This is a genomic window from Paenibacillus qinlingensis, from assembly GCF_013204845.1.
Classification (GTDB): domain Bacteria; phylum Bacillota; class Bacilli; order Paenibacillales; family NBRC-103111; genus Paenibacillus_E; species Paenibacillus_E qinlingensis.
Genome location: NZ_JABMKY010000011.1, coordinates 1 through 25,596 on the forward strand (window position 1 = coordinate 1; position 25,596 = coordinate 25,596).

Genomic DNA, 25,596 nt, shown 5'->3' on the forward strand with positions numbered 1-25,596 from the left:
ATGAACTATTACAATCACGAGCGCATCAAGAAAAAACTAAAAGGCATGAGCCCGGTACAGTACCGAACTCATGCCTCACAGGCTGCATAACATAAATGTCTAACTTTTGGGGGTCAGTTCATTTCTATCGGCAGTCTTTTTGAAGTAGCGGGCATAAAGAGCCAATCGGCCAACAATGGATGAATGAAACCTCGCAAGGATACTGTCTTATTGTCCGGAAAATATATGGGGAGCAAAGGGCTGCTCATCCAGAGTGATTCTTTGTCTATAAATCTTCAACTACGAGAATTGATGGTATAATTACGGATATTGGGATTATTTCGATTCAGGATAACGTCTCTTATGTTGATATTTTGAAGGTAAACAGGTGAAGCATATGAATCTAAAAGAGCAGTTTGGCGATATTGATATTTATTTATTTGATCAGCTATTAAAAGGTCGTATTACGACGGGAATGCGAATTCTCGATGCCGGATGCGGCTCTGGTCGCAATCTTATCTATTTGCTGCGTAACGGGTATGACGTGTATGCAGTGGATCGATCTGAGGAAGCGATTGACGCTGTTCAGAGGCTTGCCATGAAGATAGCACCTGACTGGTCGAACGAGCGCACACGGGTTGAAGCTGTTGATAAGATGAGCTTTGATGATCATTATTTTGATTTTATTATTAGTAACGCCGTTCTGCATTTTGCTGAGAATGAGGCCCATTTCCAGCAAATAGTGCATGAATTATGGCGTGTACTTAAGCCTGACGGGCTGATGTTTGTACGACTTGCATCATCAATTGGAATTGAAACAAAGGTAAAGCCACTCGGGGATGAACGTTATAAACTTCCAGACGGGAGCATCCGTTTTCTTGTGGATGAGGAAAAATTACAGAAAACTACGGAAGAGTTGAAAGGGATACTATTTGAGCCTATTAAAACGGTGAATGTGGCCGGGCAGCGTTGTATGAGTACTTGGTGCGTGAGAAAGTCGATGTAAAAAGAAGGAGGGGGAGCATGGCAAGAGGATCATAAGGCTGGAATCGAGGTTGATATGGACGCATTTTTTGAAGAAGAGGAAGAAGCCGAAATACGTAAATCTTTCCTTAATAGGAACGGTCGTAGAAAAGACATTAGGCATGGTTATTTCCCTCGGTCTCCTTGTGAACCTCCTCGCCTTCTTGCCAATTATTTATTCTTCGGCCTCCATTCGTTTTCTTATCAAATTTATCAATTATTACAAAACGAAACTGTCAGATGACAAGCACATTATCTAATTAATATCCGCGTAATTCGTGGATTTTTTTTTATGGAATTAGGTTCTTGTCAAAAACCAATGATAAGAACTTGATCTCATTCCCGACAGATACCCGATCGAATACATCTTATGTAAGAGTACTATGGCCTTAATACTACGCAATACAGCAGATAGAAAGATCGGCAGGCGATTGAGCTAATGGGGAGGATGGTTCCAATATGTGTTAACATATAAGTATCCTTAAGCCAGCTATGGCGATAATCATTAATGTCCGGAGGAATTCTGAGTGTTTGAGATTAAATATGAAATTTTCGAAGATGATATTGCTGAAATTCAAGGAATGGATATTCATACTTTTATAGATGAGTACAATCAAATTTATGGTTGTTTTACTTTGATCATTAATGGAATTGAGTACTTGCCATACCCGTCTCCTGAGATGAGGTTGGAGACGAAACGTATCTATTCTGAATTAATACTCACACATTTTGAGTTTCTTATCGACGCCTATTCAGAGCTTCAAATGAACAACTATGTTGCACTAAAGTATATTGAAAATCCTTGGACATGGCTTGAGTTCATTAGAAATGAAAATGAACTACTCGTTAGTAAGCTGAACAATGATACCTCAGTGAACAGCGACAGCCCTCTTCAAACCAATATCGAATTATTCGGTAATGCCAAGAAAGAGGGAATTATCAATGAGATGTTACTATGGAATGACTTTGAAACAGAACTAAAAGCAAAAACAAAGGAACTATTAAGTAAAATTACAACAGTTAATTGTCATATTCTAAAAGCAAAATGTTTTGATCGGATCCGACGATTTACCAATGATTCTTTAAGCTAACGAAGAACGGTATTTGATATGAAACGGTACTCCAGAACTTTTTACACAAAAAGGGGAGAGCACTAATGCTCTCCCTTTTGACAATCCCGTAATTGTGTGGCTTGGCATTGCAGTTGACTAATTTAGGATTTTGGAAACCCAATTAAAGCAGTTTTATCACTGCAAAGCGGACAAGAACAATGCACTTTGTTTTTTGACAAACGTCCGTATTGCTCATTAGTTACAAGCCAGTGTGGTTGTTTAGCGATCTTTTTTTACGCGCAATTGCTACCTTGCGTTGATGAAAATTCTGCATATTCCGGCCGGGAATGGGATAAAGTTCTTGTCATCCGACATCATATCATCAATAGTTACAAGGGATTTAACCGTATTAAAGACATATGTATAAAATACACTTGGCGCGTTTAATATATATCCTGACGACTGCGGAAAAGATAACCTCACCTTGCTGATCATAATTCCTATGAAATAATCCGTCGATTCTGTATGTATTACTTAAAATTTAACCGTATGCCTGCATAACTTTAATGTTTACGGCTTTAAGTATCCCAGAGCCACAGCAGGATTCGCACCTTACGAGTAAAGCTGTTGAAGAAGGTATATCATTGAATCTGTATATGCTCTATGAATTGAGCAAATAATTACACCCCAATAAAAAACAAGGTAAATTAAATGCCCCTAAGGCTCTCCTCAGGGGCTTATTTTGATAAAAATTAACTTCCTAATAATTGTTGAAATAAAGTGTGAGCTTCAGCAGCCTCTTTCATTGCTTTTTGAGTAACTTTTGAGATATCTTCTTTTATTACTTCTTCGTAATCAGCTTTTTTCCTCGCTACTTTTAAACGTTCTCCAAGAATTCCAAGCTTTTGAATTGTTTTTTTATCTTTATTTCCATTTTTTTGAAAGGTATCCCACACTATAGTATGCATGCTAGCATCCTTAAACTTCGTAGAAAGTCCTTTAGTTAAATTGTCTTTATAGTACTTATGAGCAATACAATAAACACTGTAATATGCTCGACTAATTGCAGACCTTTTATTTTCTTCTCCTGGCTTTTGTGACAACTCTTGTGCGAGTGTATGATATTTATTCCAATTAAAAGACATTATAAAAACTCCAAATCTATAATCATTTTGCAGTTTGTTTCAGGAACTATATCAATCCACCAAGCATCGTCAAACGCATCCAGTTTTTCCATTGCTTCTTCCGGTTCAAGGGTAGACTTTATGTATAAGAATAATTTTTTGTTACTTTCTAATTCCTCATCAGATATTATATCAACTTCACAAAAAGTTGATTCGGAGGGAAAGAAGTGATGTACTCTATCCATTGCAGCATAAATTATTTCGACAAGATAATAATGTTCTTTAAGAAAATTAATAACTGCATTATAGTCTCGAAAATGTGCCATCTCATCAAGACTTTTTATTAATTGTACTGGGGAGTCCTCAAAAGTACTAGCAGTTAAATCAAATACTCCCTTAATAAATGAGCTCTTTTTATCTGCTATTGAGTAAGTAAACATTCTTAATCCTCCTCACCAATCAATTTTCTTGTCTTATCGGTAATACTACCCTCAAAAAAACTTTCAATTTGATCATGAGCTGTATTTAGCCATTCAACAAAATTCTCGAAATTCACATCATCATTTCCATTGTTAAATTTTAATTCAAAAAGTATCTGAGTTCCCAAATTAGTGATATGAATATTTAGTGAATTATCACCTGCTACTGGAAATTCAAGATTCAAGAAAAAAGAACTTACTTGTTGTGGGAGCTCGTCACTTATATGTGGATATACGTTAAAATAAGACTCAATTGAAATTAATTCTTCACTTTCTTCTATTATCTTTGAAAAATCAATTTTATTAGTATACTTTAATGTCACCCTAAGAATGCTCTCCGGATTTACCACACTCTTATACTTTTCGGTGATATTTTGAATGTTTCCCAGATATTCATTCCAAGAAGGATATGGGGCAAGCTGGCTAACTGAAAGAGTGTTTTGACTTATTTTAATGTGTATTGTGTCACTTTCATTAAAAAATTGAATTCTTTCTTGTGGTGCAATACGCTTCTCAATTCTAAGACTTTTTGTTTCAATTATTGGCTGATAGTTAGTAACTAATTTTTTTTGCGGGTATTGATCCTTTAACAACTCGTAAATTTGTTCCTCGTAATCTGCGTTCATTTGAGAAGCTTGATCAAAAACCAATTCACAAACAGCCTCTACTATCGGTGCATTCTTGTAAATCTTTTGACTCATAATTCCTCCAGATCTAAACTTATCTAGATCAAAAAATAAATAGTAAAAAAGACCCAAAATTAAATGTTCTTTTATTAGAATCTTAACCCAGATTACACATATTGTAAATTATAATTTCTAAATTTTTCTATTTAATTTTTTAATTCATCGAAGAAGGAGTTAAATAAATTCTTTTTTACATGTTTAATCATTTTTTGGGTGAGTTTTTTAATTTTATCCTTATGCGTTTCGTCTTAATCCAATTTCTGCTGTTTCCCTGATTAAGGTCATTACCTTATCGCCACCTTCGCCTTCTTGATAAATCTTCATTTTCTCGATGTACTTCGTTCGGCTCTCATACAGTTGCTTTATTGCTTCCTCAAAATTCTCCATCGTCATATGATTCTCAAGCAATAAATCAGCAAAACCGTCGTTTTTAAAATATTTTGCATTCACTAGTTGGCCATTACGAGTCCCCCCGTTGATATGAGGGATTAAAGCATTGGTTTTTGTGAAGCTAACAGCTCCATAATGGAGTTAGAACCTTGTCGTATCCGAGCTCTATGAATTTTTTATAGTTAATTAAGTCGGTACCTTTGGTTCTTGTATGAATAATACCTCTTGAATCAGGTTGCTTTTCGTCACCGGATAGTCGAAGCCCGCCGGCGGCGTCCGCTGGGCAACGGTGCTGTAATGCATGCTCTTCAACCCTTTTCTTCTATATCTCTTCTCTTCATTTCTAATAAATTGGACAAGGTACAAGCTATCGTTTTACGAAATACATACAGAACGCAACAACCATTTCCCCCCAGGTTGGTTGTGTTTCTTCTATTTAAATGCATGTAAAGTACGTCGGGAAAACGGAAGGGACAGATCTTCCGTGTCCAATGACACAAATGTGCCTACATAAACCTGAGAGAAAAAGCTTGAGAAATAAAGTTTTTATTTTTTTATGTAGGTGAATTTGTGTCATAGAAAAATGCACAAATTTGCCTACATTGTAGTCGTGTGACACAAATCTCCCAACATTCTAGACACCGACCTCTAGACTGGTTAAAGACTCAATCGATTTTCAGCAAGCAGGCGTTAAACTAACGGGGAGTTTAACGCAACATATTCTCGCCGTTTTCGTAAAAGAATGTAAATAAAACTTTAAAGGAGGTAAAAATATTAAATACAAAAAAACTTTAATTATAACTCAGACATTCATAATTATTGCTTTGATTGTCTTCATTTTTGTGTTTGTAAATCAATCAAATAAAGTGAACGATACTGCTACCAACTCAGTAATTTTCCATCTTGACAGAGCTGACCTTGAACGAGTTGATAAAATGGTAACAAGATTTAATGAGGGGCAAGGAGACAATCTAATGATTATAGAACCAGGAATGGATAGCGGGCCAGCCATTCATGACGTAATTTCAAATGGTAAAGAAATAAATTGGATAGTTGATAACTCACGAGATGCATGGAGTACAGACAAAGGCAAGACCGAATATGTCTGTAAATTTATTCGAATACACGAAAGAGATAGTGATTTTATTGATGTTGAATTATCAAAATGTAAAAATTACAAGGATGATGACCAACTTAGAATTCTGTCTTTTAGAAAAGAAAAGTTGTAAATGAACTGTCTGCTAAGTGTCAGATGTACTTCATGACTTAATCGTTTCTTAGGCTTTTTCGATCGCAACAACCATTTTCTTATTTTCATGAAGAAGCCAGAAAAGCCTTATGTTTGCTGGCTTCTTGCACTTTAGAAATTTAATGTTTCCCAACATTAGCAAAGTTCACTCACTTGGATGAATGCTTCTAATGAGGTGACGCATGCATGTGGCGATGAAAGGCCGTGTGGAAATGCCGGAAACTTGGACATTTAATGTTATTAAGAAATTACCTGGATCACTTATATTGAATTTGCGGTACGGACAAATAAGACACTGTAGTTCCGCAGACACAACGGTTTATGTCGATTTACTAAAATGACTCCCGTTCCCTATGGCAATAGTCGCTAGGCTAACGACAAAAAAGGCATTCCCTGTAGTAGTTAGCTACAGAGGAAATGCCTTTTTCACATACCCGCACTGTTTAGTTAAGGTCGCAGCGCTTCCGCGGAAAGCGGCTCAATTAACTTCAATAATTCAATAATATCGGATTTATCAAACGTACCATTTCCATCCATATCATACCCTAATGGCGTTACCGCGAGAACGTTGGTGATGTCCCACAGCTTCTCCTCTTTTTGATAAAAGAGGGACACGATATGTACGGTTGAAGCTGTACCATCCAGGCTCACCACTTTTACTTGGAATCGGTTCAAGCCTTCCACGAACGAAATAGGTTCACTCTGTCCGTTCGTCACCTCGATAGCTGCGCCTAGCTGGCCGCTCTGCGGATCCATTTGCTTCAACTCGGTGATAGTATCGGCTTCCATTGAAGCTGTTTGAAAAGAGAATGTTGATTTAGCGCCATGAACAATTGCCGCGATCCACGGAGTGGATGTTGGCAGTATTTTGCCATAGTCATCACTTGTGAGCACAAGTTGCGCGAAAGCAGGCTGCACAACAACTGTCACCGATGGGGACTCCGTGCTATCTGTGAGGCCGGCTCTTTCGTACAGCGCGGTATATTGGTGCGTGCCAGAGCTAACGCCTGTTAAGTTGATTTCCGCATTTCCGTACACATCGGTCGTTACCCTTGCTCTTTCAACGCCATTCTCTTTCAATGAAATGTAGCCAGGCTGCGTCAAGTCACCGATTAAGTCGCCTACGGATACGGAGAATTGGATAGGCTCTCCGAGCTGGAAAGTTCCACTCGGATGATTCAAAATAAGTACAGTCCCCTGCGTATTCGGTTTGATGACTTGAGTGATTGAAGCTGACGTCTGTGCTTCATGCAGCAGGTCAGGAACGTAAGCGACCTGAATAGGGTAAGTTCCAGGTAGCAGCGCTGCCGAAGTGATAGAAGCAGTTCCTGTCGAGTCAAGTTGTATTGGAGTGTCTAGTAAGTTGCCGCCACTAAAAACAACATGGCCAGCAGGAATCTTTGACTCTCCATTCGTATTGGTCACATGTGCGGTAAATGTAAGGGGAGTTCCATAATAAACAGCCTCCGTAACAGAAGCGGTAACCACTACAGTAACAGGAATTGGTTTAATCTTCAGACTGCTGCTGGTTGATTCCCCATTAAGATGCTCGTCATCCCCTAAGTAACTTGCGACGACCGTATGCGTGCCAACAGCAAGCTGCTCTGTCTCCCAAGTTGCTGTCCCGTTCGTCAGTGTCAAAGCACCCGGCCAATTACTGAAGCCGCCTGTACCTGAAAGTGTTACCGTCCCTGTAGGAACTGACCCACCACTGCCTGTGTTAACTACCTGCACCATGACGCTTACTGTGTGTCCGTATATGCTTTCCCCGGATTGTGGTGTTATAGACAGATGAACACTAACCGGTGCTTTGGATACAGGCTGGGTAATTGGCTGCGAAGCACTCGTGTTATGATTGCCATCACCGCTATATTCCGCCGTAATGACGAGATCGCCGACCGGAAGATCGTGAGTGGCAAGCACCGCAGTGCCATTGTTATCTAGTGAGATTGGTGCTTGCAAGGCGACACCGTTATTTTTGAAAGTAACTGTGCCTGTTGGCTTGATGCTAGGATTCAGTATATGTGTTACTTGTGCTGTTAAAGTCGTCGTTTCACCGACAGTAACCTCACCCGATGATGATAGGGTTGTCGATGTACTTGCTTTGTTTACGGTATGCCCGACTGCAGTTGATGGACTTGCCGCATGGTTGCTGTCTCCGCTGTACACCGCTTTAAAAGAGTAGGCTCCGGCTGATATACTATCGGGCATCGACCATTCAGCGCTACCTGAAATAAGAGGGGCAGTCCCTAGTGTGGTTGAACCATCTTTGAAAGTTACGATACCATCTGGTGGAATTGAGTTGCCAATCGTATTTGCTACAGATGCACGTAACGTCAATGAAGTTCCGTAGGTAGAAGCTGCGTCTATCGCTCCTTTAACCATCAAAGTTGATGAAGTAGGGATCAGATTGACGACCACGGGAATAGAGCTTGAGCTATTGGCAACATGTGTAAGACTTCCACCGTAATGTGCTGTGATTGAATGGGTTCCCAATTCGAGAGTAGGCGCCGTCCAAGTTGCTGTCCCTGAACTCAACGTTCCTGTGCCAAGTACAGTTGAGCCCTCCTTGAACGTCACGGTTCCTGCCGGTTCCAGGATACTCGTCATGCCATTGGTCACAGTTGCTGTCAACGTCACGGAGTTCCCGACTGTCGTGCTTTCGGGACTAGCGCTGACCGCCACGACTGTCGGAATTCCTAGAACGGATTGCGATAAACTACTAGACGTACTGGCTAGATGCTGAGCATCGCCATCATAAGTCGCAGTTACGGAGTAACCACTTACTGGCAGCGACGACGTCGTAAAGGTTGCGACTCCGCTTCCGTTAACACTCGTAGCGTCCAATACATTGTTACCTTCTCGAAAGGTGACCATTCCCCCCGGCATGACCTGACTGCCATCCGTATTGGCTACTGTTGCTGTGAATGTAATTGGCTCGCCAACATATATGAGCCCAGCATTTGAGGTAAGCGTGGTATTGGTTTGAATGGCATGAACCGTATGCACAAAAGTAGACGACTGTGGACTATGTATACCATCTTCGGCTGAATAACTAGCTGTTATCGTATGTGTACCTACAGCTAGGCTGGGGAAGGACATAGAGGCGTGAGCATTGTAATTTTCAAGCTGCTCCCAAGTACGTATTGTTTGCGCATTGCTCTGTCCGACAAGTGTAACTGTCTTAGCGATGTTATTTACAGTGATATCCGTAACGTAACGATTCCCTGGAAATTCCCAAGCTTTTACCAACGTGTTACTCGCATCATACCCGTACAAATAAGTAATGGTATTATTGTCCGTATCGCTGAATGCCCAATAACTGAGTCCTCCCCACTGAATAACAGGACAGTTCGAGCAAGTGAGTTTTTTCCCAGCAGGCATCGGAGCAAGCCCTGAGCTCTTAAAAACAACCTCTGGTTCTGAAGCAACGAGCTCCTGTGGTTCTCCAATCACTGTGCCCCCATCATAGAACGTGATGCTCCCAGTTGGTGTTGCCCCGCCTAATGTACCATCTGTCACAACAGTAGTAAGTTGCACCGACTCGCCATAAGTGGACGATGTCTGGCCTGTAATTACTTGTCCAACTGTCGTAAGTGCATAAGCTGCCGGCAGATAGGAGTTAACTAAGAGGGCAACCAAAAGAACTGCGCCAATCCATCGCAGCTTATTGCTATTTTCGCGTTTCACTATCATTCCTCCGCCCTGCGTAATTCTTGTAATTATACTAAATTTATCGGATTTTGTGTGTATAAAATGAATAGAAAAAACCATCTGCACCCTGCATGTAACAGGTACAAACGGTTTTTCTCTTCCTAAGTGTCAAATTGGATGTTATATCTCAAACTGAACTGTTGCACCGCTCATGGACAGGTTGAATGAAGGAATGTGGGAGTGTCAGCCCGGAGATTTGAAGAAGAGCCATATTGTCCGTTCATTTCAAATTGCTGATGGGCTGCATGAAAGCAACTATTTACGTATGAACCCATCAATTTACGTTAAATATGTTCAATCCGCAAGACAAAACTGTTCCTGTTCACGATAAATAAAGTGCTGTAACATGAACTGTATCATAGGCGGATTATGTCATTTTATGGAGAGGGTATGTTGAAAATGAGGGGACTTCTTCGCAGGCTGCTGCCGCAAAAAATTAAATTCCGGTTGTTTTTCGGCTTTGTACTCGTAATTCTGATTCCACTGTTTATTTTGCAACTCTATTATTACCGGCAGACAGAGGACCTGATCGTTAACAAAATCAGCGAGCAATTCGGCGCGCAGCTGAACATTATGAAAACGGACTATAACGACACGGTGAAAGCTATGTTTCTGCACCTGGTTCAATTGGAAAAAGAACCTGCCGTTATGGAAGCACTGCAAGCGGGAGACAATAATTCGCCCAGCGATAACGCTAGGCAAATTCGCGAAGTACTCGAGAAAATGCGTAACCGCAATTTATCTCAAAGCCGGTTTTTGTATGTCTCGGTGGCAGATGTGACTGGCAGTCAATACGATTCGTTCGATGTGCCACAAGGGGAAAGACTGCCTGATTGGAATGCCAAAGCTATTCGTGAGTTGGAAAACAGTAAAGAAAGCTATCGCTGGCTATCCGCAGATCGAAACGATTTGCCAGTGGGACTTAGCGAAAGCGCTCACATGCTGACGCTGACAGGTTCCCTCAAAGAGCAGGGGAAGCTTGTGGGTGTCGTGCGCATCCGTTTCGATTATGAGGCATGGATGAAAGGGATTGCTAAGGATTTTCCAGTACAACAAAACTATTATTTGGCCGATGAAGCGGGCAACTTGCTTGCTCAAACGGAGAAAATGAGCGGGATGAGCTCAGAAGTTGGTCGTAAGCTGCTGCAAAGCCCCGATCAGCAACTCTTGTCATATATTGATGAACGTTATTCTATGCTGTATAACTCGATAACGTTGACTCCGCAGAAATGGCAGATCATAGGTGAATTTCCGCTTCGCTTTTATTTCGGCGACCTGAAGTTACTGGAAAGGCGCATGGTAATCACCTTTTTGCTGCTGACCGTTGCATTTATTGGCTTGACACTGTTTGTCTCATCGACGATCACAAGACCGCTTCACCAACTCAAGAAAAAAATGGAGAACATGGTGAAAATGAGGCTGAAAACGTTTTTACCTGAGACGAATTACCGTGGTGAAATACTTGCGCTGGCACAATCTTTCAATCAAATGGTCACTGATACCAACTTACTGGTGCATCAGTTGAAACAGGAGGAACGGCAGAAGGAAGCCGTACGGTTTCAAATGCTGCTAGCCCAGATGAAGCCTCATTTTTTGCTGAACACGCTGAATACGTTGAAATGGCACGCGATCGACCGGGAAGACAAGGTTACATCGGAAATCTGCATTCAACTAGGGAAGCTGCTAGAAACGAGTCTTAATGCGGAAGTGGAGCTAATCCATCTAAAAGAAGAAATTGAGCTGATTAATGCGTATTTGTACATTCAAAACGTTAGGTTCGACCATCTGTTCGACTTTCGTTACGAATACGAAGAGAAGCTTCAATATGTGCTCGTCCCAAAACTCAGCTTGCAGCCTCTTGTGGAAAATGCAATTGTACACGGATTCGCGAGAATGAGTCGCGGTGGTTTAATTGTCGTTCGCATCTATGAACAGCATGACTCGGTTGTGGTGGAGGTGCAGGATAACGGACAAGGCTTGCAGGAGGCGGAGCGGGTGAGGCAGAAACGGGTGCGCAAGGGTATCGGATTAACAAACGTAAAGGAACGGCTGGAGCTCCTGTTTAAAAAAAATGCAGAGCTGCAGTTGATGGAGCTAGAGGAAGGTGCATTGGTACGGCTGCGATTTCCTATGCTGATGTCGGTTCCATATAGCAAGGGAGGGGATCATCATGTGGAAACTGATCATCGTTGAGGATGAGCCATTAGTGAGAAGAACGATTGTCGGCAGAATCAATTGGCAGGAGCACGGGTTCCAGCTTGTAGGCGAAGCAGGGAATGGCCAGGAGGCTCTTGAGCTGATCCACTCGTGCAACCCTGATCTCGTCATAACGGATATCGTCATGCCTCTGATGGATGGCATCGAGCTTCTAAAGGAGACCCGTACGGGGGGATGGGACTGCCGATTTCTGATGCTGACCTGTATGAACGAATTCGAATTTGCGAGGCAGGCGCTCGAATATGGGGCTTCCGGGTATTTGCTCAAGCTTTCCATGGATGTGAAATCCTTGGAGAGGGCACTGCATAAAATCAAGCGGGAACTAGAAAGCCGAGCAGAAGTTCGCGAGCTGCAAGCGAAACAGAGCTTGTACAGGTACCGCGACATGTATCGATCGCTGTGGGATCGTTTTTACCTTAGGGAGGGCAGGCTTCAGGGTTTGGAAGATGAGATGGTGGCGATGCCTTCATTCTCTTTGCAACATGTATTTTTTTGTGCTTTTTTACACGACAACGTGGAATATTGCATGGAGCAAGCACGGAAAATCGGTTACCTTGGCTCAGATGAGATGAGTGTCCGGTCCGAGTGGTCATCGTTTACGCAGGACGGAATTACGACCGTCTTCTGCTGGAGCGACCGTACATTCGCCTGGAAAGCTCCTTCAGCAGGTGAACCCGGCATTATGTACGCCGCAATTTATGCCAAACCGTTCCCGGCATCCGAGCTGGGCAAGGTCTGGTTCGAGGCGCTGCTCATGCTGGACAGATGCTGGCACGACGGGCGGATAGGCCTCGTAAGCGTTGACGCTCGCTTTGGGCAATCAAAGACCTCATCTGCTGTATTCGAACAGGAGGTTTCCTCCCTAACCAGGCAACCTTTCTCCGCTTTGTCATGGTCACACGAGAGGGAGCTATTGCTCATCTTCGAACAGAGTAAGGTGGAAGCTTGCAAGACGATACTTGATTTGCTATGGAACGAGATGATGGAGCTAACGATACCGGTTACGTTTGTTAAAGAAACAACGGTAAGGTTGGACCGCCTTTTTGCGCGGATTGTCAATCATCCTGGACTGCCTTCTGGAGAATTGACGGGGGTTGCTTTTTCCCAGCAGCTGAAAGAGCTGTTTTGGCAGCGAATCGAAAGGTATTTGCAGCATAAGGCGGCGTCTGAGGAAGAACTGACAGACCACGAAGAGATAAATAAAATCATCCGGTTTATCCGGCAAAATTACGATGAGAACATTACGCTCAAATCGATGGCCCGATATGTTGCGATGGAGGAGCATTATGTCAGTCGGTTGTTCAAGTCAAAGGTGGGGGAAAATCTGATCAACTATGTACAGCACTATCGCGTCGAAAAGGCGAAGGTATTTTTGGCTGAGTCGGATTTATCCGTTAGCGATGTAGGCTGCAACGTTGGCTTCAGCAATGACAATTATTTCATCAAAATATTCAAGCGTGTGACGGGAATAACGCCAAGCGTATATCGAAAACGAATGGAGTCACAGGATGAACCGCAGCATACAAGTTAAATCCGTTCTATGATGTAGGCAATTCCGTTCCTTATTCGCGCCTCCGGTACCTGTTACGATAAGTTCATAACGTGAGGAGAGGAGGTTTGCCGATTGGAACATGCTTATTGGAGAAGGGTATGGAGCTTTAGGGCATTTTACCTGATGCTGTTGCCGGGAGTTGTCTATTACATCATTTACAAATATGTTCCAATTTACGGCTTGATCATTGCTTTCAAGGATTATGACATTCTCGAAGGTATTGTTAAAAGTCCTTGGGCTGACCCGTGGTACAAACATTTTCAAGAGTTTTATGAATCCCCTTATTTTTCGCAGTTGCTTGGCAATACGGTTCTAATCAGTTTATACAAAATAATCTTCGGGATGATTCCGCCAATTGCCCTTGCTATTTTACTGAATGAATGCCGGTATAAATGGTTGAAAAGCATCGTCCAAACACTCAGCTACATGCCGCATTTTTTGTCATGGGTCATCATTTACGGAATTTTGGTCGTGTTGCTATCCGAGAATTCAGGCATTGTGAACCGCTGGATCGTGGAGGCAGGTGGCCAATCGATTCCATTTCTCAGTTCAACCGAATGGTTTCGGACCGTTCTGGTCGGTTCTGACATTTGGCAGAACATGGGCTGGGGAGCCATTATTTACTTGGCTGCGATGGCGGGAATTGATCCCACACTTTATGAAGCTGCTCGTGTTGACGGGGCGAGTCGAATGAGAATGATTTGGCATATAACGCTGCCGGGGATCCGGAACGTTATCGTGTTGCTGCTCATTTTGCGCCTAGGACAAATGCTGGATGCGGGGTTCGATCAAATTTACATCATGTACAATGTGCACGTTTATCCAGTCGCTGACATTTTGGATACTTGGGTGTTCCGCACTGGGTTAGAACAATGGAACTTTAGCTTGGCTTCCGCCGTCGGACTGTTCAAATCGCTGATTGGACTTGTGCTTGTGCTTGGCTCTAATCGGTTAGCGAGAAGATGGGGGGAGAGCATATGGTAAGGATGCCGGGGGAACGAGTGTTTAATGGCATTGCCTACACCTTGCTTGCATTAGTTGGACTGGCAGCTGTCTTGCCACTCTTATACGTTGTTTCTGTGTCGCTGACGCCTTACGGGGAAGTGCTGAAAAACGGAGGTTACGTGCTTATACCGAAGCACTTGACCTTAAGCGCTTACAGTAAACTGCTAGAGACGTCGAACATTTTCCGCTCGTTGCAGGTAACGGTTCTAATCACGGTAGTCGGCACGCTAATTAACCTCGTGTTGACCACACTCATGGCTTATCCGTTAAGTAGGAAAAATATGCCATGGCGCAGTTTTTTTCTTGGGATGGTGGTCCTTACCATGCTGTTCGGTGGCGGGATCATTCCGACTTACTTGGTTGTGAAGGCAACGGGACTGATCGATTCAATATGGTCAATGATTCTGCCCAATGCCATATGGAGCTTTAATGTGTTAATTATGAAAAGTTTTTTCGAAAACTTGCCGGAGGAGCTGCTCGAATCGGCGCGAATCGATGGGGCTAAGGAATTTCGCATTCTAAGGCAGATCGTCGTCCCGCTGTCGAAGCCATCCTTGATCACGATCGGGCTGTTTTATGCGGTCGGTCATTGGAATCAGTTTTTCGCCGCAATCATGTATGTGACGGATCGTAGATTGTATCCACTTCAAGTGGTTGTCCGTGAAATCTTGATGATGACGCAGCAGCCGCTGGAAAGCGCCGAAAACATGGTTCCGACGGTGACGATGCAAATGAGCGCTGTGGTGCTCGCGAGCTTGCCCATCATTGTTGTATATCCGTTTTTGCAAAAGCATTTTACAAAAGGTATGCTGCTCGGTTCGATTAAAGGTTGAATTAGGACGTGTCTAACACAAAGACGAAGAAAGAAGGGGTTCGTGTATGAAAAAATCATGGAAACGGGTAACGGCAGTTTCGGCTGTATTGGCGCTGGGAGGCAGCTTGCTAGCGGGGTGCGCTACAGGAGATGCAGAGAAAAAACAATCTTCCGCTAGTCCTACCACATCGAATCAAGGCGAGAGTGCCAAACCTGCTGCTCCCGTAACGTTGAACATCTCGTTGACAGGTACGGGATTGCCTTTGCCGGAGGCGGATGTGCTTAAGAAGGAGTTGGACGCTAAGCTTGGTACGAATCTGATGCTGACCGCGATTCAGACGAATGAGGATTACAACAATCAATTGCGGGTCCGTATGTCGGGCGGCAATTCCCCTGACTTGTTCCAAGTTTCAAACATCGATATGAAGGAGTATGCAGACAAAGGGTTGCTGCTCGATTTAACGCCGTACCTCGATAAGGAGCTGAAGCCTGCCAAAACGTTCATTACGTCACTTGGCAGCGATCTACTAAAGAAATCGACGGTTAACGGTAAAATTTATGCAATTCCGCGTAATGGCGACTTGCCTTTCAACTCGTTCTGGATACGGAAGGACTGGTTGGATAAGCTCCAATTGAAAATGCCGACGACGATCGACGAGCTGTTGGAGGTGGCTAAAGCATTTACGGAGAGGGATCCAGATGGCAACTCGAAGAAAGACACTTACGGACTGACGGGACTTGAGTTCAATGCATTTGCTCCAGTGCTAGGTGCGTTCGGTGTCAGCGACATGTTCAGCTCTGGTGTCTTTTACGGCAAAGACGGCAAATTAATGAACGCTTTCAATGACCCCGCAATGCCGCAAGCACTTGCTTTCATTCAGAAGATGATCGATGCGAACGTCGTCGATCCGGAGTTTATGACGAATAAAGGCAGCAACGTGCAGCAAAAAGCGTTTCAAGGAAAAGCTGGTATTGTCAACATGGCTTGGACCGAGATTGCTAAGGACGAAATGGTCAATCAATACAAAACGGTCAATCCGAACGCTGAATGGGTTCAGCTTCCTGCCCCGAAAGGACCAGCGGGTCAATATGACGGCGCGTTCGATTTCGACAAACCATCCCGGCTGATGGCTATTCCTAAATCACTTGAGAAGGACCCAGTTAAATTGAATAAAGTATTCGAATTTATCAATTATGTCTCTTCGCAGGAAGGTAACAATCAGGTCATGTACGGCATCGAGGGTAAGCATTACAACTTGAAAGACGGTAAAGTATCGATGACTGAACTGTTAGCTAAGGAAGGGAATCACTTCTATATGTATCAACTAACGGGGCGTCCGAACGATCAATATTTAAGCACGAAGTTTCCTAATCAGAAAGCGATTATTGAATTTGCGGCAAAAGCGCAGCGCATTCGGCTGTTTGACAGCTCTGTTGTGCCCCCTGCCGGGTTCAATAAAGCGGATGCTGATCGCTATGCAGCGGAAGAGTTGGTCAAATTCGTGTATGGCAAACGTCCGATCTCGGAATACAGCGATTTTCTGAAAACGTTGGAGGGTACATTCAAGTACAAGCTGTACACGGACGCAGCAGAGAAGCAAATCAAGGAGCAGGGCTTAATTAAATAATCTGCAGAGGAGTTGAGAACATGCTGGAATTGGAATATGACGTCATCGTGACGGGTGGTGGTCCAGGCGGGATCGCCGCCGCAGTCTCCTCTGCCCGTCTTGGGGCGAGAACGCTTTTGATTGAAAGATACGGCTTTCTTGGCGGCGCTGGGACGGCTATGATGGTTAATCCATGGATGCCTTATTGGGCTAGTTCGGCGGACGGCAAAGAGGTACAAGTTATTTTTGGGGTACTGCAGGAACTGATTGAGGGAATGACGGAGCTCGGCATGTACGGACATCCGAAACAAAGGGCAGCTTTCGATCCGGAGGCGCTAAAGGTGGTTGCCGAGCGATTATGTCTAGAAGCGGGAGTCGAGTTGCTGTACCACACCTTTCTGGGTGGCGTGCGGATGGATGAGGCCGGAAGCGGCATCCGTTCGGTCATTGTGGCGAACAAAGCGGGACTGACAGAGCTGCGTGCTCGCATGTTTGTAGATTGCACAGGAGATGCCGATTTAGCTGGTTTCGCGGGAGCTGATGTGGAAAAAGGCCGCAGCGTAGATAGCTTGATGCAGCCGATGACGCTCAATTTCCGTATGGCGAATGTCGACACGGATCGCATGCCCGATAAGTTGGAAATCACGCGCCGCTTCCTTGAAGCGAAAGCGCGCAAGGAGATCGATTGTCCGCGCGAGGATGTGCTCTGGTTTTACGCGAACCAGCCGGGAGTCATTCATTTCAACACGACACGAATCATTCTGAAAGACGCGACGTGTCCGTGGCAGTTGACGGAAGCGGAAATCGAAGGCAGGCGTCAAGTACAAGAACTCGTTGTATTTTTGCAAAGGCATGTCGAAGGGTTTGAACAGGCTTATTTGCAAACGACAGCTCCGCAAATCGGTGTACGCGAGTCGCGAAGAGTTGTCGGCGACTATATGCTGACCGCAGAGGAGCTATTGTCAGCGTGCAAATTCGACGATTGCATCGCGCGTGGCACGTATCCGGTGGACATTCACAATCCGAACGGCGAAGGCACGGTCATTCAACATTTGGAACCGGGGAAATGGTATGAAATTCCGTTCCGCTGTCTTGTTCCGAAAAAGATTGATAATTTGTTGGTGGGAGGCCGACCGATATCCGCCACGCACGAAGCGCATTCGGCCATACGTATTCAGCCGATTGCCATGGCGATCGGCCAGGCGTCGGGAGCTGCTGCCGCTCTCTGTGCACGGGGGAATATGGCACCGAGAGAGATGAATATCCGAAGTGTGCAAGAGGCTTTGACAGGGCAGGGGGCGCAACTCGGACTGTCGGTGTAACAGATATATACAAACAGTAAGGTAAGGTGGTAGGCAATAGAGTGACAACAACTTGAGCGAAGAATAGCCTTGTTGGACGTTGGTACGCTGATGGCAGCGTACCACGCGTTCTCTCATTGGCTGTATGCTTCGTCCTAAAACAATGAAATATGAAACTAAGGAAGGTTGTGACTTATGAAAAAGAAAATCAGTACCATGCTTGTGGTCATTATGATGGCGATAACCATCTTGCAATTATTTATTTATGAAAGCGTTGTCAGTGCGGCTGCAAACGACAATTTATTTGCTTACAACAGCGGATTCGAACTGACACCTGATTATACCGGATGGGGGAAAGGCGCTGTATCTGGCGCTGCTGTCACGATTCAGGGAGGCGTGGTTAGAAGCGAGGCCAAAGCGGCAAAAATTGTTTTTGACGGAAGTGATAAGACGTTAGAAATCGATCGGTTTTCTGCTGTTGAGGGCGGCACGGCTTATTATTATGAGCTGTGGCTGAAGACGGACAATATCACAAGCAGTGGACACAAGCCGCAAATTACGTTGATGGGCTACAATGGAAACACGTTCAAAAGAGTAATTCAGTCGACAGTTGAAACAAGTCCGAATCAGGACTGGACGAAATACGAGGGAACCATTGTAATGAATACGGATGAAAATAAAGTAAGATTGCTGATCCGCAGAGTAGCTGGTGGAGGGGGTATCACAGGAACGTTGTATGCGGATGACGTTGTGCTGGCCAAAAAACCAGATTCGCTTGCTGTTACACCGAATTACCGGCAGTTTTCCATCGGTGGCAGCGTCGACTTAGGCATGCTCCCTGTATCAGCCTATTATGGTTCGTCATCGATCGAAGTTGCTCCAGCGATTCGGTGGTCGGTAAGCACTGGAGCGGCGTATGTGCTGAACAACCGACTCTATTTTACTGGCAGTCCTGGAGGTGGCACAGTTACGCTGCAAGCGTCGTATATGGGCACGTCGTCATCCGCGACATTCGATTTCGTTCTGGACAATGAGCCTCCGACAACACCGGAAAACTTGAGAGCTGAGGTAATTGGTATTTCCAAGGTTAAGCTCCTCTGGGACGCGGCGAGTGATAACATCATGGTTACCGGGTACGATGTGTACATGAATAATGTTTTGACCGCATCAGTTACTGGAAACGTGTATGCACCAGAAGGGCTGACGCCGAACTCGGCTTATGTGTTCAAGGTGATAGCAAAAGATGGGGCTGGACTTCTATCCGAAGCGAGTCAGACGTTGACGGTAACAACGAAGAGTGATGTAGCGTCTGCAGCAGCTTCGATTGATACGAACGATGTTGTAAAGCAGGCGAGCAAGCACATGCTCGGGTATAATCACGACTGGTATCAAAGCCAGATTGCCATTATGGAGGATAATCCGGCGAGTCTAAACATCAAAAGCGAATATACGAATCTGCTTCAGAATTTCGGCTTGCCCATGCCGCTGAACCGGATGGCGGGCAGCGATTCTCAGGTATTCCGATGGCAGCAGGCAGTTGGCAATCTTGCACAAAGAACGCCGCAAAGTACCTGGGGCGAACCTGCCGCTGTCTACCGTTTTGGGCCTGCGGAGTGGCTTCACTCCGTCCTTGCGGTCGATCCTAATGCTGAATTTGTCTGGAATTTCAATATGATGCTAGACACGCCAGAGGAGCATGCCGATGCCGTCGAATATTTGACTGGAGCCGGTGGCGGTGTCAATCCGAACGGCGGCATCGACTGGGCACAGAAGCGAATCGATGCAGGCATTGTCGCCCCGGTGAATGTAGCCGTATGGGAGCTTGGGAACGAGCTGGATTTTGCCAAATATAGCGACAAGTTCGGACCCGACGGTGTCGAAGCGTATATTGAGGCGTGCAGGGAGACGATCCTTGAAGTTCGTAATCTGATCCCAAACGCGAAGATTGCCGTATTAGCCAAAACGTCGCCGTGGAGCGACTATAACGATAATGTAGTTTGGCGTGAATGGCACCAAGCTATCCTGGAAGAGCTAGGTGACGAGATCGATTACATTACGTTTCATCCGTATTATTTGGGTTACCCGATCAGCAAGATGGAGCAATATTTGGACGCGATTCGTGACGATATTGTACAGATTACCGGCTCTGACCGAATCAAAGTGTTTCTTTCCGAGCATGCTGTATGGCCTGAGGAGTTGCCAGGAAAGACATGGAAGGAAAGCTGGTACCAGACGCACGCGTTAAAAGGCGTTTTGGGCACGGCCCAGTTTCTGAACCGGATGTTCCAGCGCGAGGAAATTGCTTCCGCAACCTATCACTCCTTTAGTTCTGGACCTTGGGGCTTGGTGTACAAATCACCAGATACTGGCCAGCTTTATTTGACGGGTATGGCAGATCTAATGAAGTTGCTGAATGAAAGCCTTGGCAGTGAGGTGGTGCACGTAACGCTGACAGGTGAATCTACAGAAGTTGGAAATCAGTATGCCAGTCTTACGGTAAATGCGATGAAAACCGCTACCGGGATCAACCTCGTCATTGTAAACCGTGAGCCGGAATTAAAGCGGCAGATTTTGTTCAACGGGTTGAACGGTTACACGGCTGTCAAAGAAACGAAATTGACTGCCGATTCGCTAGATTCGCATAATACGGGAACAAGTCAGGAAATCCAGGTAAATACGTCTGAATTAACGGGGACTGCTCCGTTTACCTCATACCTAATGCCGGCAAAAAGCGTGGTCGTGCTCTCGCTGGATATGATCACGCATCCTAATCTAACACTACCTATACCTTCAGAATGACTTGTGGAGGAGCTACGAAAGAGAGTGTAAATAATTTAACAATAACTCCAACGATCGTATTCCAGATGTAAAATCCAATAGATTTGCTTTTTATAAAACAAGAAGCCCATCCAAACTTGAGATGGGCTTTTGTGTTTTTGAAAATATTTGAAGTAAGGAGGTGGTAAGAAAATTATGAAGATTTTATATGATTAGTGTTAGAAATATTGAATTTTAAATAGGGTGTAGCTATAATTCACTTACCGGCCGGTTAGTAAGTATAATTCATCAAGAATTCTCACCAAGAAGGAGCCTGTAAAAAATGAGTAATCAAAGCAAAGCAGATGTGATGTACAGAAATAATAACAAAGAAAATACATTCCTATTTCTTAGTGATATAAATTCAATATTGGTAAGCGGGGACGATACGAACGGAGAGTTTTGCGTCGTGCATTGTGCCGTCAAGAAAGATGATGGCCCTCCACTGCATTTGCATGAAAAAGAAGATGAATCTTTTTACGTTCTGGATGGAGAAATAGAGATGACGCTAGGTACGGAGACTATTTTGGTGAAAAATGGAGAGTATGTGTTCGCACCGCGCGGCATTCCACACACTTTCAAAGTGAAATCAGACACAGCTAAGTTTCTGGTGACTGCGTACCCTGCAGGATTTGATTCTTTTGTGAAGGAACTAGGCGTTCCTTATGTAGAAGGGATGGAGGCTCATACAGAGCCACCTACTCCTGAGGCTATGCAAAAACTGTTATCAGTTTCCAAAAAGTATCATATTACTTATCCCGGTCTTTAACTTAAGAGATAACACCCCGAAATAAAGGCAGTTTTTCGGCCTTTAACCGTAAATACAAATGTAATCGGCCTGTGAGGCTATTGGTTCCTTAGTGAAATAATAGGCTACAGGCCGATGATTTTTCAGTAGTCGGGTTAAGCGGTAGGCAGGGGAGTTGCCAATTGATTTGATTATATGCTGATCTTGCTAAGTTTTTAAAAGACGATTAATTCCATACATGATATCCGGAATGAAATTGTCACGCATTGCGCGGTTGTACTGCAGTGCTCCCTTGATTGCAGATAAGATAGTGATCGCCAAGGCACGCGTATTAATTGCAGGATCAACTAATCCTTCAGCAACAATTTCATTGATAATCGCAAGTTCCAACTCGCCTATCTCTTGCAGTTTTTGTCTCATCGATTCTGGTAGCATTTCATAATCGGACTGTAAAGAAGAGGTCGGACATATGTCATACTCTACAAACTGTCTAGAATGGTAATCACAATATTGAATTAGCTTCTCTTCAACCGACTGCGATGAAAGTTGAATAATAGACGTAAAGTTGACCAGCCTTTGATGAAGTTGCTCCATTACGGCAAGGCCGAGGTCTTCCTTTTTCTCGAAATGATAGAAAATACTTGCTTTTGTAACGCCAAAATGTTTTGAAATTTCATCAATAGAAAAAGTTGGGTAACCTTTTTTTCGAATGAGTGATGATGCAAGATCTATGATTTGCGATTTTCTGTTTTCCATGTAAGCAATTATTGCGCACAGGTTTATGAGAGTCAAGTACTTTCCAACACTGTAAGTAGAAAACTGGAGGAGATCTAAATTGTCAACGATTCAGAATCTAATTCTTGAAAACATGATCCGCGCTTACGAGAAATTGAGTCAGCTTAGCCAGGTATTCACATTCGTGGAGACGGATCGCACGCAACGATTTGAATCCGAAATCCCATATGGACTGTTCAATAGCGTTTTTACGTACAAGCGTTCTGAGGAGATCAATCCCGCGGATGAGATGGAATCCATCAAGTCTCTTTACCATAATCGCGGCCAAAAATTAGCATGGGTAACCACCTCTCATCAGCAGGACGAAGTCATTAACCAAGCGCTTGCGACTAATCATTTTAATCAGGTTGGCGTCATTTCGGGTATGGGGCTCTCTCTGAAAGGATGGCGTTCGGATTTGCCGGAAATGCCGGGATTGGAAGTTCGGGCTATACGGGAACCACAAGAGATTGAAGAGTTTCGAAAGGTCATGCTGGCAGGGTATAATGTTCCAGAGCCAATGGCCGATATTTTTTGCAAAGTGTTTGTGGATGGCCCAAATCAAGATCCGACTACGGTTCAACATTATCTTGCTTATGTGGATGGAGTACCAGTAACTACGCTTACGACCTTTATTGAAGGTGATGTTGCAGGCTTTTATAGTATTGCAACATTAGAAGCTTATCGTTCAAGGGGACTAGCCCGAACTATGCTTGCTCATGTATTGCACATTGTGCAGCAAAAAGGTGTGAAATTGGCCGTTATTCATGCAACCCCAATGGGACGAAGCGTTTATCCAAAAGTTGGATTTAAAGAAGAACTGACCATAAATATTTTCTCCAGCTAATGTGCCAATAACTAGCTACGTCTGAAGCATGCCGGCGGAGAGGCATCGGAAGTGCTTTGAGCGTATGCCATTCGTGAAGGACAAGCCATCGGCAGTAGAGGCTAATGCATGAACAGGACAACTTTCTAACAATTGTACAAAGAGCCTTCTCAATCGAGAGGGTTCTTTGTTATATGTTATGTGGCTGTGTAAACGAGGTTTTGACTATTGTAGACGCATGTTTGTGTTACAGAGAGTGGCTCGCAACTTTTAGCTTGAAGATATGTCTAATGGATAAGAATACAAAAAAAGGAAATTGGGGATGAACAATGAAACGACTTAAGAAATTCATCACAGTTTTGATTGTAATCACAGGAATACTTATTTCAATGCCTCTTTCAAGTGTTCATGCGGACCAAGCATCGGTTAATGCCCCATCAGACTCCCCGATATTATCGATTAAGGAGCAAGGAGAGCGTTTCTTATTTGGCAAAACAAAGACGGTGAAGGAGTTGGGGTATCAGTCCGGCTTTTATATGAGATCCATACATTCGTTCTGGGATGGCAGTAAAGCGATATTCGTTAATAACCAAGACCCAACAACGTCGGTAATTTCCAATAATGCTAATGGAGATTTGGTCGAATTTCTGATCATGGTACTGCAAAATAGTTCGAATGGATCTGCCAATGTACCGGTTCCGGCCGAAGCGGAGCGTCGGGGAAGAGGACTGTCCGCGGTGGCCAAGGATGAGAAGGAACGGTATTGGACTATAAAAAAAGGCGTGATCAACGACCCCATCACCACACCACGCGGTGAGAAGATTAATAGGGAGCGTTCTCTCCAGCTTCTTCGATTTGGTTGGCATGAGACGAACGGTCCGTTGACGATCGATTTGGCGGAGGCTCTCGGACAGGAGGGAAATCCGAATCAGTATGTGTCCGACGTTCAGTTTGGCGGTGGAGTCTTGTATGTGACTTTAAACTCGCTTTCAGGCGGGAAGGTACAAGTGGCGGCGGTTGACCCAAGTTCTAATAAGATCCTATATACGCTGCCGGTAAATAATAATGTCAACGTCATTCCAATGAAGGACGGAAAGTTAGCCTTGCAAGATCAGGGGAAGTTAACCGTATATGCAGCAAAAGGGAAGGAAGAAAAAAGCATTCGACTATCCGAGTTGTCCCCGCTTTTGACAGGATTGGAACCCATCATATTTACACCAATCAGTGGCGGTGACGGATACGTCTTGGAACAGGGTGACCGTTGGTTCACTTTGAATTCAGGCTTTTCCAAGGTGTTGTCACAAAGTCCTCGCCAAGGTACTCTTCCGATTGAGTGTCCAAATTGCCCTGGATTTGAAAGATGGTTGCCAGTGAATGCAACGCAGTACCTATATGTGAAGGATCAGTCCTTTATTATATTGAAACAATATGATTCCGTAAGAATTAATTTTTTTGGAGAACAACTGCTGACTGACGTTCCTGCGTATCTAGACGTCGAAGAAGGGCGTGTGTGGGTGCCGCTGCGTGCAATGACTGAAGCGATGGGATACAGGATTGGCTACATCGAGGAGCAGAGACAAATCAAGCTCGAGCTGCCGGATCGGATACTCACGATTAATCAAGACAATCCACAGATTGAAATGAGGACGATCCAGGAATATGGGCGAACCTATGTCAGCATTCGCCAGCTATCCGAGTTGCTTGGAAAGCCTGTAGAGTGGGAGCAGGAAAGCTATACGGTCTTTGTTGCCAAAGGTGAAATATTACGTCAGAAAGTCCCTGCGCAACTCTTGGATGATTGGGATGCGCTTCGGGAAGTGCTCCAGAACGTCGATGATCTAATCGCTATTTCGTACACGCAGGCTCAAATTAAAGAGATTTGGGCCAAAAAAACGCAAGAGGATTACAGAGAGGTTTTACAATCTTTCGTTAAGATGACGTTACAGAAAGAAGTAGGGTCCATAATGACGTTAAGTGATCAAGACGGTCACCAATGGATTGGGGTTATTACAAAGGACGGCTTCGTTTACAAGATTCATTTGGTGAATCGTAAGGATTACGATGGAAGCTTCTGGCTAGTAGTGGCTTATGGTGAGCTCGTACTAACGCAGTAAAGTATATAGTGGAAAAGAGCATCGTTAATAGGATGATGCTTTTTTGTTCATATGGAAAATTGAAAGTAAATATCAGTAAAACGGAAAATTATCAACGTGCCTCCGAACCTATATATAACTTAGCA

Annotated in this window: 21 protein-coding genes; 14 read left to right on the plus strand and 7 right to left on the minus strand. The window is 44.1% G+C overall.

Going from position 1 to position 25,596, the window contains the following annotated elements:
• The 3 genes from HQN88_RS19680 to HQN88_RS19690 all read left to right on the plus strand — a co-directional run.
• Positions 1–90, plus strand: a 90-nt coding sequence (locus HQN88_RS19680; RefSeq protein WP_173115701.1) for an IS3 family transposase, incomplete at its 5' end; no start/stop codon positions are given.
• A 286-nt stretch (positions 91–376) separates the two neighbouring features.
• A complete protein-coding gene (locus HQN88_RS19685) occupies positions 377–985 on the plus strand; it encodes a class I SAM-dependent methyltransferase (RefSeq protein ID WP_173115703.1) in 609 nt (202 codons plus the stop codon).
• A gap of 544 nt (positions 986–1,529) precedes the next feature.
• The gene (locus tag HQN88_RS19690) at positions 1,530–2,093 is read left to right on the plus strand and encodes a hypothetical protein (protein ID WP_173115705.1); all 564 of its coding nucleotides are present in this window, start codon (positions 1,530–1,532) and stop codon (positions 2,091–2,093) included.
• A 713-nt stretch (positions 2,094–2,806) separates the two neighbouring features.
• Here HQN88_RS19690 and HQN88_RS19695 read toward each other — a convergent pair.
• The 5 genes from HQN88_RS19695 to HQN88_RS38135 form a co-directional block, all read right to left on the minus strand.
• Complete coding sequence (locus HQN88_RS19695; RefSeq protein ID WP_173115707.1) at positions 2,807–3,199, minus strand: DNA-binding protein; 393 nt, start codon at positions 3,197–3,199, stop codon at positions 2,807–2,809.
• A complete protein-coding gene (locus tag HQN88_RS19700) occupies positions 3,199–3,618 on the minus strand; it encodes a hypothetical protein (RefSeq protein ID WP_173115709.1) in 420 nt (139 codons plus the stop codon). Before HQN88_RS19700 ends, HQN88_RS19695 begins: the two co-directional genes overlap by 1 nt.
• A gap of 2 nt (positions 3,619–3,620) precedes the next feature.
• Complete coding sequence (locus tag HQN88_RS19705) at positions 3,621–4,358, minus strand: TIGR04255 family protein (protein WP_173115711.1); 738 nt, start codon at positions 4,356–4,358, stop codon at positions 3,621–3,623.
• A gap of 219 nt (positions 4,359–4,577) precedes the next feature.
• Positions 4,578–4,730, minus strand: coding sequence for a hypothetical protein (locus tag HQN88_RS19710; protein WP_173115713.1), 153 nt, complete (start codon positions 4,728–4,730; stop codon positions 4,578–4,580).
• A gap of 189 nt (positions 4,731–4,919) precedes the next feature.
• Positions 4,920–5,045: a hypothetical protein gene (locus HQN88_RS38135; RefSeq protein WP_274319284.1), complete on the minus strand. Its 126-nt coding sequence runs from the start codon at positions 5,043–5,045 to the stop codon at positions 4,920–4,922.
• Positions 5,046–5,599: 554 nt separating this feature from the next.
• Between HQN88_RS38135 and HQN88_RS19715 the strand changes: the two genes are divergently transcribed.
• Complete coding sequence (locus HQN88_RS19715; protein ID WP_274319288.1) at positions 5,600–5,962, plus strand: DUF4362 domain-containing protein; 363 nt, start codon at positions 5,600–5,602, stop codon at positions 5,960–5,962.
• Between the two features lie 467 nt (positions 5,963–6,429).
• Here HQN88_RS19715 and HQN88_RS19720 read toward each other — a convergent pair whose 3' ends face one another.
• Positions 6,430–9,672: an Ig-like domain-containing protein gene (locus HQN88_RS19720; RefSeq protein WP_173115717.1), complete on the minus strand. Its 3,243-nt coding sequence runs from the start codon at positions 9,670–9,672 to the stop codon at positions 6,430–6,432.
• Positions 9,673–10,086: 414 nt separating this feature from the next.
• On the opposite strand from HQN88_RS19720, the gene HQN88_RS19725 reads away from it, so the two are divergent.
• The 8 genes from HQN88_RS19725 (at position 10,087) to HQN88_RS19765 (ending at position 21,778) form a co-directional block, all read left to right on the plus strand.
• Positions 10,087–11,889, plus strand: coding sequence for a sensor histidine kinase (locus HQN88_RS19725; protein WP_173115719.1), 1,803 nt, complete (start codon positions 10,087–10,089; stop codon positions 11,887–11,889).
• The gene (locus HQN88_RS37745; RefSeq protein ID WP_246320345.1) at positions 11,867–13,444 is read left to right on the plus strand and encodes a helix-turn-helix domain-containing protein; all 1,578 of its coding nucleotides are present in this window, start codon (positions 11,867–11,869) and stop codon (positions 13,442–13,444) included. Before HQN88_RS19725 ends, HQN88_RS37745 begins: the two co-directional genes overlap by 23 nt.
• Positions 13,445–13,588: 144 nt before the next feature.
• On the plus strand, positions 13,589–14,449 hold the full coding sequence (locus tag HQN88_RS19740) for an ABC transporter permease (RefSeq protein ID WP_173115990.1): 861 nt from the start codon (positions 13,589–13,591) through the stop codon (positions 14,447–14,449).
• On the plus strand, positions 14,443–15,303 hold the full coding sequence (locus HQN88_RS19745; protein ID WP_173115721.1) for a carbohydrate ABC transporter permease: 861 nt from the start codon (positions 14,443–14,445) through the stop codon (positions 15,301–15,303). The genes HQN88_RS19740 and HQN88_RS19745 overlap by 7 nt, the downstream gene beginning before the upstream one ends.
• 46 nt (positions 15,304–15,349) lie before the next feature.
• On the plus strand, positions 15,350–16,912 hold the full coding sequence (locus HQN88_RS19750) for an extracellular solute-binding protein (RefSeq protein WP_173115722.1): 1,563 nt from the start codon (positions 15,350–15,352) through the stop codon (positions 16,910–16,912).
• Positions 16,913–16,932: 20 nt separating this feature from the next.
• Positions 16,933–18,213 carry an FAD-dependent oxidoreductase gene (locus HQN88_RS19755; RefSeq protein ID WP_173115724.1) on the plus strand — a complete coding sequence of 427 codons (1,281 nt, stop codon included), beginning with the start codon at positions 16,933–16,935 and terminating at the stop codon, positions 18,211–18,213.
• Positions 18,214–18,387: 174 nt separating this feature from the next.
• The gene (locus HQN88_RS19760) at positions 18,388–20,991 is read left to right on the plus strand and encodes a fibronectin type III domain-containing protein (protein ID WP_173115725.1); all 2,604 of its coding nucleotides are present in this window, start codon (positions 18,388–18,390) and stop codon (positions 20,989–20,991) included.
• Positions 20,992–21,292: 301 nt separating this feature from the next.
• On the plus strand, positions 21,293–21,778 hold the full coding sequence (locus HQN88_RS19765; protein ID WP_173115727.1) for a quercetin 2,3-dioxygenase: 486 nt from the start codon (positions 21,293–21,295) through the stop codon (positions 21,776–21,778).
• Positions 21,779–21,964: 186 nt separating this feature from the next.
• Here HQN88_RS19765 and HQN88_RS19770 read toward each other — a convergent pair whose 3' ends face one another.
• Positions 21,965–22,513 (minus strand): TetR/AcrR family transcriptional regulator, encoded by a 549-nt coding sequence (locus tag HQN88_RS19770; RefSeq protein ID WP_173115729.1) that lies wholly within the window; start codon positions 22,511–22,513, stop codon positions 21,965–21,967.
• Positions 22,514–22,592: 79 nt separating this feature from the next.
• Between HQN88_RS19770 and HQN88_RS19775 the strand changes: the two genes are divergently transcribed.
• Positions 22,593–23,378, plus strand: coding sequence for a GNAT family N-acetyltransferase (locus HQN88_RS19775; protein ID WP_173115731.1), 786 nt, complete (start codon positions 22,593–22,595; stop codon positions 23,376–23,378).
• 308 nt (positions 23,379–23,686) lie between these two features.
• The gene (locus HQN88_RS19780) at positions 23,687–25,471 is read left to right on the plus strand and encodes a copper amine oxidase N-terminal domain-containing protein (protein ID WP_173115733.1); all 1,785 of its coding nucleotides are present in this window, start codon (positions 23,687–23,689) and stop codon (positions 25,469–25,471) included.
• The last annotated feature ends 125 nt before the right edge of the window (positions 25,472–25,596 follow it).

Excerpts from the sequence above, each read along its gene's own strand:
- HQN88_RS19780 (WP_173115733.1), top strand. The coding sequence starts at position 23,687 with ATGAAACGACTTAAGAAATTCATCACAGTTTTGATTGTAATCACAGGA.
- HQN88_RS19760 (WP_173115725.1), top strand. The coding sequence starts at position 18,388 with ATGAAAAAGAAAATCAGTACCATGCTTGTGGTCATTATGATGGCGATA.
- HQN88_RS19695 (WP_173115707.1), bottom strand. The coding sequence starts at position 3,199 with ATGTCTTTTAATTGGAATAAATATCATACACTCGCACAAGAGTTGTCA.
- HQN88_RS19745 (WP_173115721.1), top strand. The coding sequence starts at position 14,443 with ATGGTAAGGATGCCGGGGGAACGAGTGTTTAATGGCATTGCCTACACC.
- HQN88_RS19705 (WP_173115711.1), bottom strand. The coding sequence starts at position 4,358 with ATGAGTCAAAAGATTTACAAGAATGCACCGATAGTAGAGGCTGTTTGT.
- HQN88_RS37745 (WP_246320345.1), top strand. The coding sequence starts at position 11,867 with ATGTGGAAACTGATCATCGTTGAGGATGAGCCATTAGTGAGAAGAACG.
- HQN88_RS19765 (WP_173115727.1), top strand. The coding sequence starts at position 21,293 with ATGAGTAATCAAAGCAAAGCAGATGTGATGTACAGAAATAATAACAAA.
- HQN88_RS19710 (WP_173115713.1), bottom strand. The coding sequence starts at position 4,730 with ATGGAGAATTTTGAGGAAGCAATAAAGCAACTGTATGAGAGCCGAACG.
- HQN88_RS19755 (WP_173115724.1), top strand. The coding sequence starts at position 16,933 with ATGCTGGAATTGGAATATGACGTCATCGTGACGGGTGGTGGTCCAGGC.
- HQN88_RS19750 (WP_173115722.1), top strand. The coding sequence starts at position 15,350 with ATGAAAAAATCATGGAAACGGGTAACGGCAGTTTCGGCTGTATTGGCG.
- HQN88_RS19740 (WP_173115990.1), top strand. The coding sequence starts at position 13,589 with ATGCTGTTGCCGGGAGTTGTCTATTACATCATTTACAAATATGTTCCA.
- HQN88_RS19700 (WP_173115709.1), bottom strand. The coding sequence starts at position 3,618 with ATGTTTACTTACTCAATAGCAGATAAAAAGAGCTCATTTATTAAGGGA.
- HQN88_RS19725 (WP_173115719.1), top strand. The coding sequence starts at position 10,087 with ATGTTGAAAATGAGGGGACTTCTTCGCAGGCTGCTGCCGCAAAAAATT.
- HQN88_RS19770 (WP_173115729.1), bottom strand. The coding sequence starts at position 22,513 with ATGGAAAACAGAAAATCGCAAATCATAGATCTTGCATCATCACTCATT.
- HQN88_RS19685 (WP_173115703.1), top strand. The coding sequence starts at position 377 with ATGAATCTAAAAGAGCAGTTTGGCGATATTGATATTTATTTATTTGAT.